Here is a 14,148-nt window from a genome sequence, read left to right on the forward strand (position 1 = left end):
TGAGTGAGCTCCGGCCGCGCTTGTCGCGGCCGGATGCCCCTATTGCAAGAAGGGCTGCCCCATGACTAGGGATGTGAAGGATATGCCGGAGAAGGGACAGACGATCCTCCGGTTGAGCAATATTTCCAAGAATTTCGGCGCGGTGTCGGCGCTGACCGACATCGATCTCGAAGTGAAGGCCGGCGAGGTCGTGGCGCTGGTCGGCGATAACGGCGCCGGCAAGTCGACGCTGATCAAGGTTCTTGCCGGCGTGCATCAACCGTCCTCGGGAACGATCGAATTCTGCGGCCGCAATGTCACGCTCGATAGTCCCGGCAAGGCGCTGGAGCTCGGCATTGCCACCGTCTTTCAGGACTTGGCGCTCTGCGAGAACCTTGACGTCGTCGCCAATCTCTTTCTCGGACATGAAATGTCCCCCTGGAGCCTCGATGAGGTTGCCATGGAGGTGCGCGCCTGGACGTTGCTCAGAGAACTTGCCGCCCGTATTCCCTCGGTGCGCGAGCCGATCGCCTCGCTTTCCGGCGGCCAGCGCCAGACGGTTGCCATCGCCCGCTCGCTGCTGCTCGATCCGAAGATCATCATGCTCGACGAGCCGACGGCCGCTCTCGGTGTCGCCCAGACCGCGGAAGTGCTGAACCTGACCGAACGCGTGCGCGAGCGCGGCCTCGGCGTCATCATCATCAGCCACAATATGGAAGACGTGCGCGCTGTGGCAGACCGCATCGTCGTGCTGCGCCTCGGTCGCAACAATGGCGTCTTCACGCCCGATTCGTCCAACCAGGAACTCGTCGCCGCAATCACCGGTGCCACCGAAAACGCCGTCTCCCGACGGATCGAGCGCAAGACTGGTGCTGCACACGAAACCAGCGGGGGGTCCGCATGAGCCAGAAGATGTCCGATACAGTCAGCCAGCCCGCTGCCCTTGATCGCAGCGACGAACGCGTCCGCCACGACGACAACATCATGGGCATGTTCAAGGCCTTCTTCGACCGCGTACGCTCGGGCGATCTCGGCATGCTGCCGGTCTTCGTCGGCCTGATCGTCATCTCCACGGTCTTCTCGCTGCTCAATCCGGTGTTTCTGGCGCCAAACAACCTCGTCAACCTGCTGTTTGACTGTGCCACCGTCGGCGTCATCTCGCTCGGCATCGTCTGCGTGCTGATGCTCGGCGAAATCGACCTTTCGGTCGGCTCTATGAGCGGACTTTCCTCCGCCATCCTTGGCGTGCTCTGGGTCAATATGGGCTGGCCGATCCCGCTCGCAATCCTGGTTGCGATCCTCGCCGGCATCGTCGTTGGTGCGCTGTATGCGGTGCTCTACAACAGGCTTGGCATGCCGAGCTTCGTTGCGACCCTTGCCGGTCTGCTGGCCCTCCTCGGCATGCAGCTCTACATCCTGGGACCGACCGGCAGCATCAACCTTCCCTATGCCTCGCCGCTCGTGCGCTTCGGCCAGATTCTCGTCATGCCCGACTGGCTGTCCTACGTGCTGGCGCTCTTGCCGGGCGTGGTCCTCGTCGTCAACGAGATGCGCAAGCGCCGCCAGCGGCAGGCTTCGAACCTCTCCTCGCCACCGGTCGGGGCGCTTGCGGTCAAGGCCGTCATTCTTACCGCCGCGTTGGAATTTGCCGTCTATTATCTCAATCTCGGCCGTGGCGTGCCGTGGATGTTCGGCCTTTTCGTCGCAATCGCTGTCATCCTGAACTATGCGCTGACGCGCACCAAATGGGGACGCTCCATGTTTGCCGTCGGCGGCAATCGCGAGGCGGCTCGCCGTGCCGGCATCAATGTGCGCCGCATCTATCTCAGCGCCTTCGTGCTTTGCTCGACGCTTGCCACCATCGGCGGCATTCTCTCGGCCTCGCGGCTTGCCTCCTCCAGCCAGCAGGCCGGCACGGGCGACGTGAACCTCAATGCCATTGCGGCAGCAGTCATCGGCGGCACCAGCCTGTTCGGTGGCCGCGGCAGCGCCTATTCGGCTCTTCTCGGCATCATCGTCATCCAGGCGATTTCCAACGGGCTTACGCTGCTCAATCTCAGTTCGTCGCTGCGCTACATGATCACTGGTGCCGTTCTCGCCATCGCCGTCATCGTCGATTCGCTAGCTCGCCGGTCCCGTGTCAGCCATGGCCGCGCCTGATTACGCATTCTCAAGGAGTATTTGCATGACTGATCTCATGAAGGGCAAGGTTGCCGCCATCACCGGTGCGGCATCGGGCATCGGGCTGGAATGCGCCCGCACCCTGCGTGCCGAAGGCGCAATCGTTGTTCTTATCGATCGTGCCAAGGACAGGCTCGAGGCCCTCTGCAAGGAGATCGGTGAGGGCGCCCTGCCGCTTGTCGTCGATCTTCTCGATGGCCCGCAGGTCTCCGGTATGCTGCCGCGTATTCTGGAATTGGCCGGCAGGCTCGATATCTTCCACGCCAATGCCGGCGCCTATATTGGCGGCCCGGTCGCCGACGGCGATCCGGATGCCTGGGACCGGGTGCTCAACCTCAACATCAATGCGGCCTTCCGCTCGGTCCATGCGGTGCTGCCGCATATGATCGCTCAGAAGTCCGGGGATATCCTGTTTACGAGTTCGATCGCCGGCGTCGTGCCCGTCGTCTGGGAGCCGATCTACACCGCCTCGAAATTTGCCGTTCAGGCCTTCGTCCACTCGACCCGCCGCCAGGTCGCCCAGCATGGCGTGCGTGTCGGCGCGGTGCTGCCCGGACCGGTCGTTACCGCGCTCCTGGATGACTGGCCGAAAGCCAAGATGGAAGAGGCGCTGGCCAATGGCAGCCTGATGCAGCCAAAGGAAGTGGCCGACGCCGTGCTCTTCATGCTGTCACGGCCACGTAACGTCACTGTGCGCGATCTGGTGATCCTGCCGAACAGCGTCGACCTCTGAGAGGTTGACAGGTCCCGTTGCCGGTTGCTCTAGAGCAATTCCAGCAAGAATGCGTAGCGGTCTTGCGTCCGCAATTGCATGAAAACAAAGAGATAGAGCGTTTCCGCGATTCGAGGAAAGATGGAAATGCTCTGGAACCCTGATACTGCCGATTTGAACGAGAGATCATGAGCGACACTTCACACACGTCATCAGCGGGTGCCAAACATGTCATCGGCGTCGATGTCGGTACAGGCAGCGCCCGCGCCGGCCTCTTCGACCTCGATGGCCTGATGCTCGCATCCGCCAAGCGGGATATCACGCTGTTTCATGAAGCCGGCTCCATCGTCGAGCAGTCGAGTACGGAAATCTGGACGGCCGTCTGCGCTTGCGTCCGCGAGGTCGTCGCCGCAAGCGGTATCGATCCGGCTTCGGTTGCAGGCCTGGGGTTTGACGCCACCTGTTCGCTCGTCGTGCTCGGCGAGGCTGGCCGGCCGCTGCCCGTCGGTCCCTCGGAAGACTCGAACCGGGATATCATCGTCTGGATGGACCATCGCGCCGTCCCGCAGGCGGAGCGTATCAACGCGCTCGGCCATGAAGTGCTGCGCTATGTCGGTGGTCGTATCTCCCCCGAGATGGAAACGCCGAAGCTGCTCTGGCTGAGGGAAAGGCGGCCGCAGGTCTTCGATGCGGCCTGGCAATTCTTCGATCTGGCGGATTTCCTGACATGGCGGGCGACCGGCGATCTCGCGCGTTCCACCTGTACCGTCACCTGCAAATGGACCTATCTCGCCCATGAGAAGCGCTGGGATGCGACCTACTTTCATGAGATCGGCCTCGGCGCATTGGCCGACGAAGGTTTTGCCCGCATCGGCCAGTCGATCGTCGAGCCCGGCTCGCCGCTCGGTCAGGGCCTGACCGCGGCGGCCGCCGGTGAACTCGGCCTCGTTCCGGGAACGGCTGTCGCCGCGGGGCTGATCGATGCCCATGCTGGCGGCATCGGAACCGTTGGTATCGGCGCCGGTCCGCGGGCCAATCTCGGCTACGTCTTCGGCACGTCGTCCTGCACCATGACATCAACCGTCGAACCGGCCTTCGTTCCGGGCGTCTGGGGTCCCTACTATTCTGCCATGGTGCCAGGCATGTGGTTGAACGAGGGTGGTCAGAGTGCTGCGGGTGCGGCGATCGAACAGCTCTTGTCCCTCCATCCCGCCGCCAGCGAGGCAAAGGAATTGTCGAAGCGCAGCGGCGTTCCGCTGCCGGTCCTTCTGGCTGACATGGCCGCGCAAAAGGCAGGGTATTCTTCCGATGCCGTCAGACTCGTCGCAGGCCTGCATGTCGTTCCCGAATTCCTTGGCAATCGCGCGCCCTTCGCCGATCCGCACGCCCGCGCCGTGATTGCCGGTCTCGACATGGAGAGGGGTCTCGACAGTCTGGTCTCGCTCTATGTCGCAGGCCTCTGCGGCATCGGCTATGGCCTGAGACAGATCATCGACACGCAGGCTGATGCCGGCGTCACCATCGACAACATCGTCATCAGCGGGGGTGCTGGCCAGCATGATTTCGTCCGTCAGATGCTTGCCGATGCGAGCGGCAAACCGGTGATCGCGACGAAGGCGGAGGAACCCGTCCTGCTGGGTGCTGCGATCCTTGGCGCCGTCGCTGGCGGGCTGTTTAGCGATATGCGTGAAGCAATGACGAAACTCTCGGCCGCCGAAGAGACCTACAAGCCGGCGCAAGGTGCGATCGCTGATCGTCACGCAAAGCGCTACGAGGGCTTCAAGCAGCTCCAGGCGCTGACGCGTGAGTTGCGGACGTTCTGAACGGCCGTCGCCTCAATCGCGAGTGCCTCACGGCCAGGCGGCAAAGGATGGGGCGAGGCCTTTCTGTGACTGCTCGGCGATCTTGCGCCGGTAGGCGCCGGGCGGTTCGCCGACGCGGCTCTTGAAGAAGCGGCTGAAATAGCCCGGATCGCGAAAGCCGAGCCCGAAGCCGATCTGCTCGACGGATTGCTCCGATTGCCCAAGCCGCAGCTTTGCTTCGGCGATCAGCCTTTCATGGATCAGTTCCATCGGGCTTCGTCCGGTGCCGGAAATGCAGGCCCGATGCAGGTGGTCATAGGTGATGCCCATGGCGCGGGCGACATCGGTGATCGCCGGCTGTTCGCGGAAACGCAATTCGACGATCTGCCTGAACCGCTGCAAGGTGGTCGCCCCTGTGCCTGACGTCCTCGTCGGGGCCGATGCCCCTGAGGCCCGCCATATCAGCAGCAGCAGCGCGGAAAAATAGGCGCCGACAAGCGCTGTCCCGCCGGGTCGTTGGTCCCGTGCCTCCTGCGTCATGACCTCGAAGGCACGACCGATATCGCCTGCACGCCCCGCTAGATTTTCGTTCTGAGCCAAGACTACGCGTTCGATCATATCGTGCAACTGCACGGCGGCCGGGCTGTCGCCGACCGTTCTGCCGACAAAGCCTTCGGCCGCCGAGAGCATCGCCCCCTCGCTGCCGGCGGCAAGAACGAAAGCCCCCGAAATCCGCCGCGGCAGCCAAACTGCTGCAGGTGCCGAAAGCGTAAGCCCCGCCTCTCCATCGATGGAAAGGCTCGCTCTGCCCCGCGAGACAAAAAAGGCCTGATAGAAGGGACGGCTGCCGTGGGCGTCAAGGCTCCAGGTCTGGCTGCCGAGGCCGGCGGAAATCATCGATGCAGTGACCGACAGGGCCGGCATATCGAGCAATTTTTCCGCCATCATGAACTCCGGGCGCACAACCGGCCGGGCGATCGCATGCCAAGCGGGAATCTGAAAAATTTGCGAAAAAGTACAATAAACTGCCAGGAAAATCCATTCATTTCGCCGATGGATTGGTTCCTACTGGATCCTGGGGAGCGCCTGAATTCAGGCGATATGGGCGAGGATCTTCCAATGAAAGACGTCGATCTCCCGGCGTGACCGCGGGATTTGCATGACCCCCGGCGGATGCCGGAAACCAGCAGACATCATCGCGCCAACCCTTTGGGAGGGAAATCAGGCGCATATCTGAAAGGGATCGAGATGGTTGACCTGATGCTTCTCATTGGCGGCCGTGCCATGCCGGCTTCGGACGGCGCGACTTTCGAACGGCTGAACCCGATTACCGGTCAGCTTGCGACGAAGGCGGCCGCCGCAACGCTGGAAGATGCGCATGCAGCGGTTGCCGCTGCGGCCGCGGCCTTTCCGGGCTGGTCGGCGCTTGCACCGACAGAGCGGCGCAAGCGCCTTTCGAAGGCAGCCGACCTCTTGGATTTCCGCACCGGCGAATTCATCGCCGCCATGGCCGAGGAAACGGGAGCGACAGCCGCCTGGGCGGGCTTCAACGTCTATCTCGCCGCCAATATGCTGCGTGAAGCCGCCGCCATGTGTACCCAGATCACCGGCGAAGTGATCCCCTCGGACAAGCCCGGCCTGTTGGCGATGGCCGTGCGCCAGCCGGCCGGTGTCGTCCTTGGTATTGCACCCTGGAACGCGCCCGTCATTCTCGGCGTACGCGCCGTCGCCCTGCCGCTTGCCTGCGGCAACACTGTCGTCCTCAAGGCGTCAGAGCTTTGCCCGAAGACGCATCATCTGATCGGCGAGACATTGCGCGAAGCGGGCCTCGGCGACGGTGTCGTCAATGTGCTCACCAATGCGCCCGCCGATGCTGCATCTATCGTCGAAAAGCTGATCGCCCACCCGGCGGTGCGCCGTGTCAATTTCACCGGCTCGACCCGCGTCGGCCGGATCATCGCCGAGGTCTCCGCCCGCCATTTGAAACCCGTGCTGCTGGAGCTTGGCGGCAAGGCGCCCTTCGTCGTGCTCGATGATGCCGATATCGGCGAATCCGTGAAAGCCGCTGCCTTCGGTGCCTTCATGAACCAGGGGCAGATCTGCATGTCGACCGAGAGGATCGTCGTCGACGAGGCGGTGGCCGACGAGTTTGCCGATCAGTTCGCCCGCAAGGCCTCGACGCTGGTTGCCGGCGATCCGCGCCAGAGCAATTCGCCGCTCGGCTCGATGATCGGCCTCGATGCGGTTGAACGCGTCAACGGCCTGATCGAGGATGCAGTATCCAAAGGCGCCCGCCTGCTTGCGGGGGGCCGTGCGATCGGGACATTGATGGACGCCACGGTGCTTGACCACGTGACACCGTCGATGCGGATCTATGGAGAGGAAAGCTTCGGTCCGGTGGCCTGCATGGTACGCGTGCGCGGTATCGATGAGGCGGTCCGTGTTGCCAATGATACGGAATATGGCCTGTCCGCCGCCGTCTTCGGAAGGGATGCCGCCCGCGCCATGGAGGTCGCAAGACGGATTGAAAGCGGCATCTGCCATGTGAACGGTCCGACCGTGCATGACGAGGCGCAGATGCCTTTCGGCGGCGTGAAGGCCTCCGGTTATGGCCGCTTCGGTGGCAAGGCCGGCATCAACGAATTCACCGACCTCAGGTGGATGACGGTGGCATCGCAGCCCGGGCACTATCCGATCTGACACCGGCCGGCCGGTCTGGCAGGCCTCAGATGCGATGGCACACCGTCACCAAATTCGTGCGCGGAATGTAGCGGTATTCGACGATCATATCCGTGCAATCGAGATGCCGTCGCTGCACATAACGTGCACGAATGACCGGCTTCGGTCGATGCTTGACGACATGGGGGCGTTCATACCCTTGGATCATGTCGGCAGATAGGGCCGGGCCTGTCGAAATGGCGGTCACGGCCAAGGTCAGCAACGATACCAGCAAGGCGCGCATGCAGTCTCCTTCCTCAGAAATAGGGGTGGACGCGGCATGTGCGCGTCCACCCCTCGGGGTCAATGTGTGGTTAGTCTCGCTTCTGCTGCGGCCGCGAGAAAATCTTCCCGTGCCGCTTCCAGGCTAACGCGTCCTTCAACGGCGCCCTTGCAGGCGTTGCTTGCCCTGACGAATTTCGCTCCCGTGCGCCGCGGCCACATGTCGTGGAGATAGATGAGTGCGTCGAAGGGGCCTCTGACGGTCCGGGATCCGGCATTGTCGAACTCGATTTCGACCGGTTCGCTCCATTTTGCATTTGGCATCTGTTTTTCCTCCTCCTGTCGCGAGCGCCAAAACGTTGCGGAGCAGAATTTGTTCCCGCGCCAGAGGCTGGTTGGTTAATCGCGGCCTTAACGACCCAGCGGAGACCGACGGTTGGGCCTGAAACGCCTGGTTTCTCACGGATTCCTTTGATCTTTTGCCATACTAAAACTGATTTTTGGATATTAAACAAAATACTTGATTAAAAAAATCTCTCAGAATAGTTTGCTCAAAAATCAAATTCAATAAACGAGGAACATCAATGCGGGCTAAAGCGACCCTGAACAGGGAATTTACCATCTCGACCGTCGATAAGCGCGTCTATGGCTCCTTCTTGGAGCATATGGGCCGGGCCGTTTACACCGGTATTTATGAGCCTGGTCACGAAAAAGCTGATAAGGACGGTTTCCGTACCGACGTTCTTGATATGGTGCGCGATCTCGATATGCCGATCGTCCGCTATCCGGGCGGCAATTTCGTTTCGGCTTATCATTGGGAAGACGGCATCGGCCCGCGCGACCAGCGTCCGACGCGTCTCGATCTTGCCTGGCGGACCCGCGAGACCAACCAGATGGGCGTCAACGAATTCGCCGACTGGTCCAAGCTCGCCAAGACCGAGATGATGCTCGCCATGAACCTCGGTTCGCGCGGCCTGAATGACGCTCGCAATTTCCTGGAATATTGCAACCATCCGGGCGGCACCTACTGGAGCGACCTGCGCGCCAAGCACGGATACAAGGACCCGCACAATGTCCGCATCTGGTGCCTCGGCAATGAGATGGACGGCCCCTGGCAGGTCGGTCACAAGACCGCAACGGAATATGGTCTGCTTGCCAACGAAGTCAGCAAGGCCTTCAAATATTTCGACAAGACGCTCGAAACCGTGGTCTGCGGCTCGTCGAACGACAAGATGAAGACCTATCCCGAATGGGAGGCACAGGTTCTCGATGCGAGCTATGACAGCGTCGATTACATCTCGCTGCACAAATATTTCGGCAACGAGGAAAACGACACGCTGAACTACTATGCCAAGGCGATCGAACTCGACCGCTACATCGTCACGATCGGCGGCGTCATCGATTACATCAAGGCGAAGAAGCGCTCCAAGCGCGACGTGAAGATCTGCTTCGACGAATGGAACGTCTGGTATCACGACCGCAAGGAAGACGATCAGCGCTACAAGAACTGGGACTGGCCGGAAGCGCCGCCGCTGCTCGAAGAGCTCTATAATCTCGAGGATGCGATCTTCGTCGCCTCGCTGATCAACGTCTTCATCCGCCGCTCCGACCGCGTCAAGATCGCCTGCATGGCGCAGCTCGTCAACGTCATCGCCCCGATCCTGACCAAGGCCGGAGGCCCGGCCTGGCGCCAGTCGATCTACTATCCGCTGCAGTTCGCGTCGAAGTATGGCCGCGGCACGGCGCTGACGGTTTCGGCCTCCGGCCCGACCTATGATTGCGATGTCGCGCAGGACGTTCCCTATCTCGATCTTTCGGCCGTGCTGCAGGAGGATGGCAAGAGCATCGCGCTCTTTGCGATCAACCGCAGCCTCGATGAGGCGATCGATCTCGATGTCGCCCTGCAGGGCTTCAAGGGCGCCAAGATCGTCCAGCATCACACGATGGCGGGCGAGGACCTGAAGGCACGCAACTCCGTCGAGGATCAGAACCGTATCGTGCCGACGGCAGGATCCGGCCTCCAGGTCACCGACGAGGGCAGGCTCACCGGATCGCTGCCGGCGAAATCCTATCATTTCATCCTGCTCTCCGTCGCTTCGGCGTGAGTTGATCGCCATCGGGGCAGCGGAGGAGGCTGCCCCGTCTGGAGTGTCCATCGGGAGGATATATGTCTGGGATAAAACTGACTGACGTCAGGAAGTCGTTCGGGGCCTTCGCGGTCATCCACGGCGTCGATATCGAGATCGAGCAGGGTGAGTTTGCCGTTTTCGTCGGCCCATCCGGCTGCGGGAAATCGACGCTGTTGAGGATGATTGCGGGGCTCGAGGAAACGAGCGGCGGGCAGATCAGCATCGAGAATGAAGACGTCACGCACAGGGAAGCATCGAAGCGCGGCGTTGCCATGGTCTTCCAGTCCTACGCGCTCTATCCGCATCTTTCCGTCTTCGAAAACATGGCGTTTAGCCTGTCGATCGCCAAGCGTCCGAAGGCGGAGATTCAAGAGAAGGTGAAGGCGGCCGCCGATATCCTTCGCCTTGGCGACTATCTCCAGCACAAGCCGAGTCAGCTTTCCGGTGGCCAGCGCCAGCGCGTGGCGATCGGCCGCGCCATCGTGCGTGAACCGCGTGTCTTCCTGTTCGACGAGCCGCTGTCCAATCTTGATGCCGAATTGCGCGTGAAAATGCGCATGGAAATCGCCCGCCTGCACCGGCAGATCGGAGCGACCATGGTCTACGTCACCCATGACCAGGTCGAGGCGATGACGCTTGCCGACAAGATCGTCGTCTTGAAGGAGGGCATCGTCCAGCAGGTCGGCGCGCCCCTGGAGCTCTATCGCGATCCGCAGAACATGTTCGTCGCCGGCTTTATCGGATCGCCGGGCATGAACTTTCTGAAGGGCAAGGTCATCGGCGCCGGACAGGGCTCTGCCCGCGTCGAGCTCGATGACGCACCAGGCCAGGCTTTCGAGCTGCCGACACGCACGCCGGTCGCCGAAGGCGCTGCCATCAATATCGGCGTCCGGCCCGAGCATATCGGGCTCAACAACGGGGAAGCCGGCCTGACGCTGCCCGTCACGGCGGAGTTCACCGAAGAGCTTGGTGGCACTGGATATCTTCACGTGCTGACCGCAACCGATGCGGAGATGACGGTCGAGTGCCGCGAAAGCAGGCCTCAGCCGAAGGAGAAGATCAGCCTCTCTCTGAGAGTGCCTGAGATGCTGGCTTTCGATGCCGAAGGCAGAAGGCTCAGCTGATTGAACGGGTCCGGAGCTTGAGATCCGGAGACCGGAAAGGAATGCAGGAGATCTTGATCGCGCGCCTTTGGAGGAGGCTCGCGGCAAAAGTCAGCCCGAGACGCGGGATGATCCCAACCCATGCTTTAGAGGAGGAACAAACGTGAGAAAACTCTTAAAACTTGCCGTTTCGGCGGCCATCGCATTGCTGCCCTCGGCAGCCGCATTCGCCCAGACCGACATTACCTGGTGGGATTTCTTAAGCGGCGGCGACGGCGTGCGCATGAAAGCGCTCATCAAGGAATTCAACGACACCCATCCCGACATCAAGATCAATGCCACGACCCTGGAATGGGGCGTGCCGTTCTACACCAAGGTGCAAACGTCAGCTGCCGTCGGCCAGCAGCCCGACATCATGACCTATCATATGTCGCGTTATCCGCTTGCCGTACCGACCGGCATCCTGCGTCCCTTCACGGATGAGGAACTGGCTTCCGCCGGCATCAAGAAGGAAAACTATGTCGATGCGGCCTGGAAGCAGGCGACCTTCGACAACAAGGTCTACGGCATTCCCTTCGACGTCCATTCGATCGTTCTCTATTATAACAAGAATATCCTGAAGGAAGCCGGCCTGCTCGGCGACGACGGTCTGCCGAAGGGTCTCGACGGTCTCGACAATTTCAATGCTGCGCTCGACAAGATCAAGGCGACGGGCAAGGTGGAATATCCTCTGTCGCTGCACACGGATGAAGGCGGTTCCATGTGGCGCGTCTTCTATACGCTTCTCTCTCAGCAGGGCGCCAAGTTTATCGACGGTGACCAGATCCTGCCGGGCGATGCCGGCGTAAAGGCGCTGAAGACCATGGCGAACTGGGTCTCCTCAGGCTATTCGCCGAAGCTGATTTCCTATGAAGCGTCGATCGCGCTCTTCACCTCAGGCAAGGCTGCGATGCACGTCAACGGCGTCTGGGAAGTGCCGACGATGGCCGACCTCGCAAAGAAGGGTGAGCTCGGCTTTGAATGGGGGGCTATCGAAATCCCGAACCTGTTGGGCACGCAGGCCACCTGGGCGGACTCGCATTCCTTCGCCGTTCCAAACAGCGAGAGCAAGCCGATCACGCCTGAAAAGCTGAAGGCCGTGCTGCAGATCATCGCCTGGATGAACGAGCACAGCATCTCCTGGGCAAGTGCTGGCCATATCCCCGCCTACAAGCCGGTGACTGACAGCAAGGAATTCAAGGAAATGCAGCCGAACGCCACCTATGCGAAGCTTGCCGATACCGCTGTCTTCGACCCGGTCTCCAAGCTCGCAGGCGTTGCCGGCCCGATCTACGAGGCAACGCAGAACTTCGTGGTTCCCGCACTCAACGGTCAGCTCGATCCGGAAGATGCGATCGAACAGATGCGCGAAGAGCTGCAGAGCCAGCAGTGAGAAGATGCTGGCCGGAGCCTGTCTCCGGCCAGCCCTTCGTCCAGGGAGATGATCTGTGGTCAATACTGAAAAGCGACGCAAGACGCTGACGGCGATCGTCATGATCGCGCCGTTCCTGATCGCCTATGCGATCGTCTTTGCCTATCCGGTCTCCAAGATGTTCGCCTTGAGCTTTACCGACGCCCCGCTCGTCGGCGAGGGGCAATGGGTGGGCTTCGCCAATTATGTGAGGCTCTTCCACCAGAAGCTCTTCTATACTTCGGTCTGGAACACCGGCTATTTCGTCGTGCTGACGGTCATCCCGAACACGTTGATCGGCCTCGGGCTGGCGCTGATGGTCGTGCGCCTGAAAGGCTGGGTGCAGAGCTTGGTGCTGGTGCTCTTCTTCATCCCTTATATTCTTCCGGTTTCCGTTGTCACCCAGATCTGGAAATGGGTCCTCGACCAGCAATTCGGGATCGCGCAATTCCTCATCGAGGCCTTCACAGGCGGGCGGGTCAGTGTGTTCCGTGATCCGATCTGGGCGATGCCGATGGTGGCGCTCGTGACAGTGTGGTGGACCAACGGCTTCAACCTGCTGCTTTTCATTGCCGGCCTGCGCAACATTCCCCACGACTATTATGAGGCGGCGATGCTCGATGGCGCGACGCGCTGGCAATGCTTCAAGCGCATCACTTGGCCGTTGATCTGGCCGGTGACCGCGCTGGTGTTGACATTGCAGCTCATCCTGCAGCTCAAGATCTTTGACCAGGTCTATCTCTTGACCGAGGGCGGGCCGTTCAATTCCACCTATGTGCTCTTGCAGCTCGTCTATCGCGAGGCCTTCCGATCGAACCATGGCGGTCTCGGCTCTGCTGTCGCGGTGATCCTGTTCATCATCATCGTCGTCGTCTCGGTGCTGCAATATCAGCTCCTGCGTGTGCGGGAGCGCTGAGATGCCCGGCAAGACAATCGGCAACGCGCTGCTTCTGATCCTCACGCTGGTGATCGCCTGCACCTGGGCTTTCCCGATCTATTGGGCGATCGTGACATCCATCAAGCCGGAACAGGATGTGGTCAACAAGACAACCCTTTTCCCTGACGTCTTCAATTTCTCGGCCTATTACTACGCACTCTTCGAGACGAAGCTTTCGACATGGTATTTGAACTCCATCGTCACCTCGGTGAGCGTGACCGTCGTCGTCATCTTCATCAGCGTCATGTGCGCCTATGCGCTGTCGCAGATCGTCTTTCCCGGCCGCAAGCTTCTCTACGGCATCATCCTGGCAAGTTTCATGGTGCCCTCGCAGGCGCTCGTCATTTCGCAGTTCGTGCTGATGCACAAGCTGAACCTGATCAATACCTGGGGCGGCATCATCCTGCCGCAGCTGATCGTTCCCGTGGTCGTCATCGTCTACAAACAGTTCTTCGATTCCGTGCCGAAGGAACTGCGCGAGGCGGCCAAACTCGATGGCTGCGGCGAATTCCAGATCCTGTTCAAGCTCTATCTGCCGCTGAACTGGGGGATTACCACGGCACTTGCCATCATCACCTACATCATGGCGTGGAACGCTTTCCTGTGGCCGTTCCTCGTGACCAACTCCGACGACATGATGACGATCACGGTTGGCATTACCCAGACGAGAGATGCCTTCGGCGTCAAATATGCGCGCGATATGGCGGTGGCGATCCTTGCCGCCATGCCGGTCGCCGTCGCCTACCTCCTGTTCCAGAAACGCGTAACGCAGGCCCTGATGCTGTCATCGGGCATCAAGGGATAGGTGCATGAGAGATTTGCTTCCGGGCCGAGGTGAGAAGGCCCAGCCGGTCCGCGAGAGCTCTCCCGAGGCGCGGACCGGCGTCACGAAAAAGAGCGGCGACATCGGACATG

Annotated in this window: 13 protein-coding genes; 10 read left to right on the top strand and 3 right to left on the bottom strand. The window is 60.9% G+C overall.

All coding sequences use genetic code 11. The features are described 5' to 3' along the window. The first annotated feature begins 61 nt into the window (after nt 1–61). From AB4Z13_RS28605 to AB4Z13_RS28620, 4 genes are all read left to right on the top strand, one after another. The gene (locus AB4Z13_RS28605) at nt 62–883 is read left to right on the top strand and encodes an ATP-binding cassette domain-containing protein (protein WP_442207384.1); all 822 of its coding nucleotides are present in this window, start codon (nt 62–64) and stop codon (nt 881–883) included. Next, on the top strand, nt 880–2,139 hold the full coding sequence (locus AB4Z13_RS28610; RefSeq protein ID WP_442207385.1) for a sugar ABC transporter permease: 1,260 nt from the start codon (nt 880–882) through the stop codon (nt 2,137–2,139). The genes AB4Z13_RS28605 and AB4Z13_RS28610 overlap by 4 nt, the downstream gene beginning before the upstream one ends. A 25-nt stretch (nt 2,140–2,164) precedes the next feature. Further along, nucleotides 2,165–2,893 carry an SDR family oxidoreductase gene (locus AB4Z13_RS28615; protein WP_113321115.1) on the top strand — a complete coding sequence of 243 codons (729 nt, stop codon included), beginning with the start codon at nt 2,165–2,167 and terminating at the stop codon, nt 2,891–2,893. Nucleotides 2,894–3,060: 167 nt separating this feature from the next. Further along, complete coding sequence (locus tag AB4Z13_RS28620) at nt 3,061–4,695, top strand: FGGY-family carbohydrate kinase (protein WP_442207386.1); 1,635 nt, start codon at nt 3,061–3,063, stop codon at nt 4,693–4,695. Between the two features lie 27 nt (nt 4,696–4,722). Here AB4Z13_RS28620 and AB4Z13_RS28625 read toward each other — a convergent pair whose 3' ends face one another. After that, on the bottom strand, nt 4,723–5,622 hold the full coding sequence (locus AB4Z13_RS28625) for a helix-turn-helix domain-containing protein (RefSeq protein ID WP_442207387.1): 900 nt from the start codon (nt 5,620–5,622) through the stop codon (nt 4,723–4,725). A 300-nt stretch (nt 5,623–5,922) separates the two neighbouring features. Here AB4Z13_RS28625 and AB4Z13_RS28630 point away from each other — a divergent pair, with 300 nt between their 5' ends. Next, complete coding sequence (locus tag AB4Z13_RS28630) at nt 5,923–7,374, top strand: aldehyde dehydrogenase (protein WP_442207388.1); 1,452 nt, start codon at nt 5,923–5,925, stop codon at nt 7,372–7,374. A 25-nt stretch (nt 7,375–7,399) separates the two neighbouring features. Here the strand turns inward: AB4Z13_RS28630 and AB4Z13_RS28635 are convergent, their stop codons facing one another. Together AB4Z13_RS28635 and AB4Z13_RS28640 are read right to left on the bottom strand one after the other, a co-directional pair. Then, a complete protein-coding gene (locus AB4Z13_RS28635) occupies nt 7,400–7,636 on the bottom strand; it encodes a hypothetical protein (protein WP_113321112.1) in 237 nt (78 codons plus the stop codon). Nucleotides 7,637–7,695: 59 nt separating this feature from the next. Then, entirely contained in the window at nt 7,696–7,938 is a 243-nt protein-coding gene (locus AB4Z13_RS28640; protein WP_113321111.1) for a DUF982 domain-containing protein, read from the bottom strand. A gap of 260 nt (nt 7,939–8,198) precedes the next feature. On the opposite strand from AB4Z13_RS28640, the gene arfA reads away from it, so the two are divergent. The 5 genes from arfA to AB4Z13_RS28665 all read left to right on the top strand — a co-directional run bounded on the left by arfA (nt 8,199) and on the right by AB4Z13_RS28665 (nt 14,038). Beyond that, on the top strand, nt 8,199–9,719 hold the full coding sequence (arfA, locus tag AB4Z13_RS28645; protein WP_113321110.1) for an arabinosylfuranosidase ArfA: 1,521 nt from the start codon (nt 8,199–8,201) through the stop codon (nt 9,717–9,719). Between the two features lie 62 nt (nt 9,720–9,781). Further along, nucleotides 9,782–10,867 (top strand): ABC transporter ATP-binding protein, encoded by a 1,086-nt coding sequence (locus AB4Z13_RS28650; protein WP_113321109.1) that lies wholly within the window; start codon nt 9,782–9,784, stop codon nt 10,865–10,867. A 142-nt stretch (nt 10,868–11,009) separates the two neighbouring features. After that, on the top strand, nt 11,010–12,278 hold the full coding sequence (locus AB4Z13_RS28655; RefSeq protein ID WP_113321108.1) for an ABC transporter substrate-binding protein: 1,269 nt from the start codon (nt 11,010–11,012) through the stop codon (nt 12,276–12,278). A gap of 100 nt (nt 12,279–12,378) precedes the next feature. Further along, nucleotides 12,379–13,212 carry a carbohydrate ABC transporter permease gene (locus AB4Z13_RS28660; RefSeq protein ID WP_442207429.1) on the top strand — a complete coding sequence of 278 codons (834 nt, stop codon included), beginning with the start codon at nt 12,379–12,381 and terminating at the stop codon, nt 13,210–13,212. A gap of 1 nt (nt 13,213) precedes the next feature. After that, nucleotides 13,214–14,038 carry a carbohydrate ABC transporter permease gene (locus AB4Z13_RS28665; protein WP_113321107.1) on the top strand — a complete coding sequence of 275 codons (825 nt, stop codon included), beginning with the start codon at nt 13,214–13,216 and terminating at the stop codon, nt 14,036–14,038. Nucleotides 14,039–14,148: the final 110 nt, after the last annotated feature.

The organism is Rhizobium sp. YAF28, from assembly GCF_052113285.1.
Lineage (GTDB): Bacteria > Pseudomonadota > Alphaproteobacteria > Rhizobiales > Rhizobiaceae > Rhizobium.

Excerpts from the sequence above, each read along its gene's own strand:
- AB4Z13_RS28605 (WP_442207384.1), top strand. The coding sequence starts at position 62 with ATGACTAGGGATGTGAAGGATATGCCGGAGAAGGGACAGACGATCCTC.
- AB4Z13_RS28610 (WP_442207385.1), top strand. The coding sequence starts at position 880 with ATGAGCCAGAAGATGTCCGATACAGTCAGCCAGCCCGCTGCCCTTGAT.
- AB4Z13_RS28615 (WP_113321115.1), top strand. The coding sequence starts at position 2,165 with ATGACTGATCTCATGAAGGGCAAGGTTGCCGCCATCACCGGTGCGGCA.
- AB4Z13_RS28620 (WP_442207386.1), top strand. The coding sequence starts at position 3,061 with ATGAGCGACACTTCACACACGTCATCAGCGGGTGCCAAACATGTCATC.
- AB4Z13_RS28625 (WP_442207387.1), bottom strand. The coding sequence starts at position 5,622 with ATGATGGCGGAAAAATTGCTCGATATGCCGGCCCTGTCGGTCACTGCA.
- AB4Z13_RS28630 (WP_442207388.1), top strand. The coding sequence starts at position 5,923 with ATGGTTGACCTGATGCTTCTCATTGGCGGCCGTGCCATGCCGGCTTCG.
- AB4Z13_RS28635 (WP_113321112.1), bottom strand. The coding sequence starts at position 7,636 with ATGCGCGCCTTGCTGGTATCGTTGCTGACCTTGGCCGTGACCGCCATT.
- AB4Z13_RS28640 (WP_113321111.1), bottom strand. The coding sequence starts at position 7,938 with ATGCCAAATGCAAAATGGAGCGAACCGGTCGAAATCGAGTTCGACAAT.
- arfA (WP_113321110.1), top strand. The coding sequence starts at position 8,199 with ATGCGGGCTAAAGCGACCCTGAACAGGGAATTTACCATCTCGACCGTC.
- AB4Z13_RS28650 (WP_113321109.1), top strand. The coding sequence starts at position 9,782 with ATGTCTGGGATAAAACTGACTGACGTCAGGAAGTCGTTCGGGGCCTTC.
- AB4Z13_RS28660 (WP_442207429.1), top strand. The coding sequence starts at position 12,379 with ATGATCGCGCCGTTCCTGATCGCCTATGCGATCGTCTTTGCCTATCCG.
- AB4Z13_RS28665 (WP_113321107.1), top strand. The coding sequence starts at position 13,214 with ATGCCCGGCAAGACAATCGGCAACGCGCTGCTTCTGATCCTCACGCTG.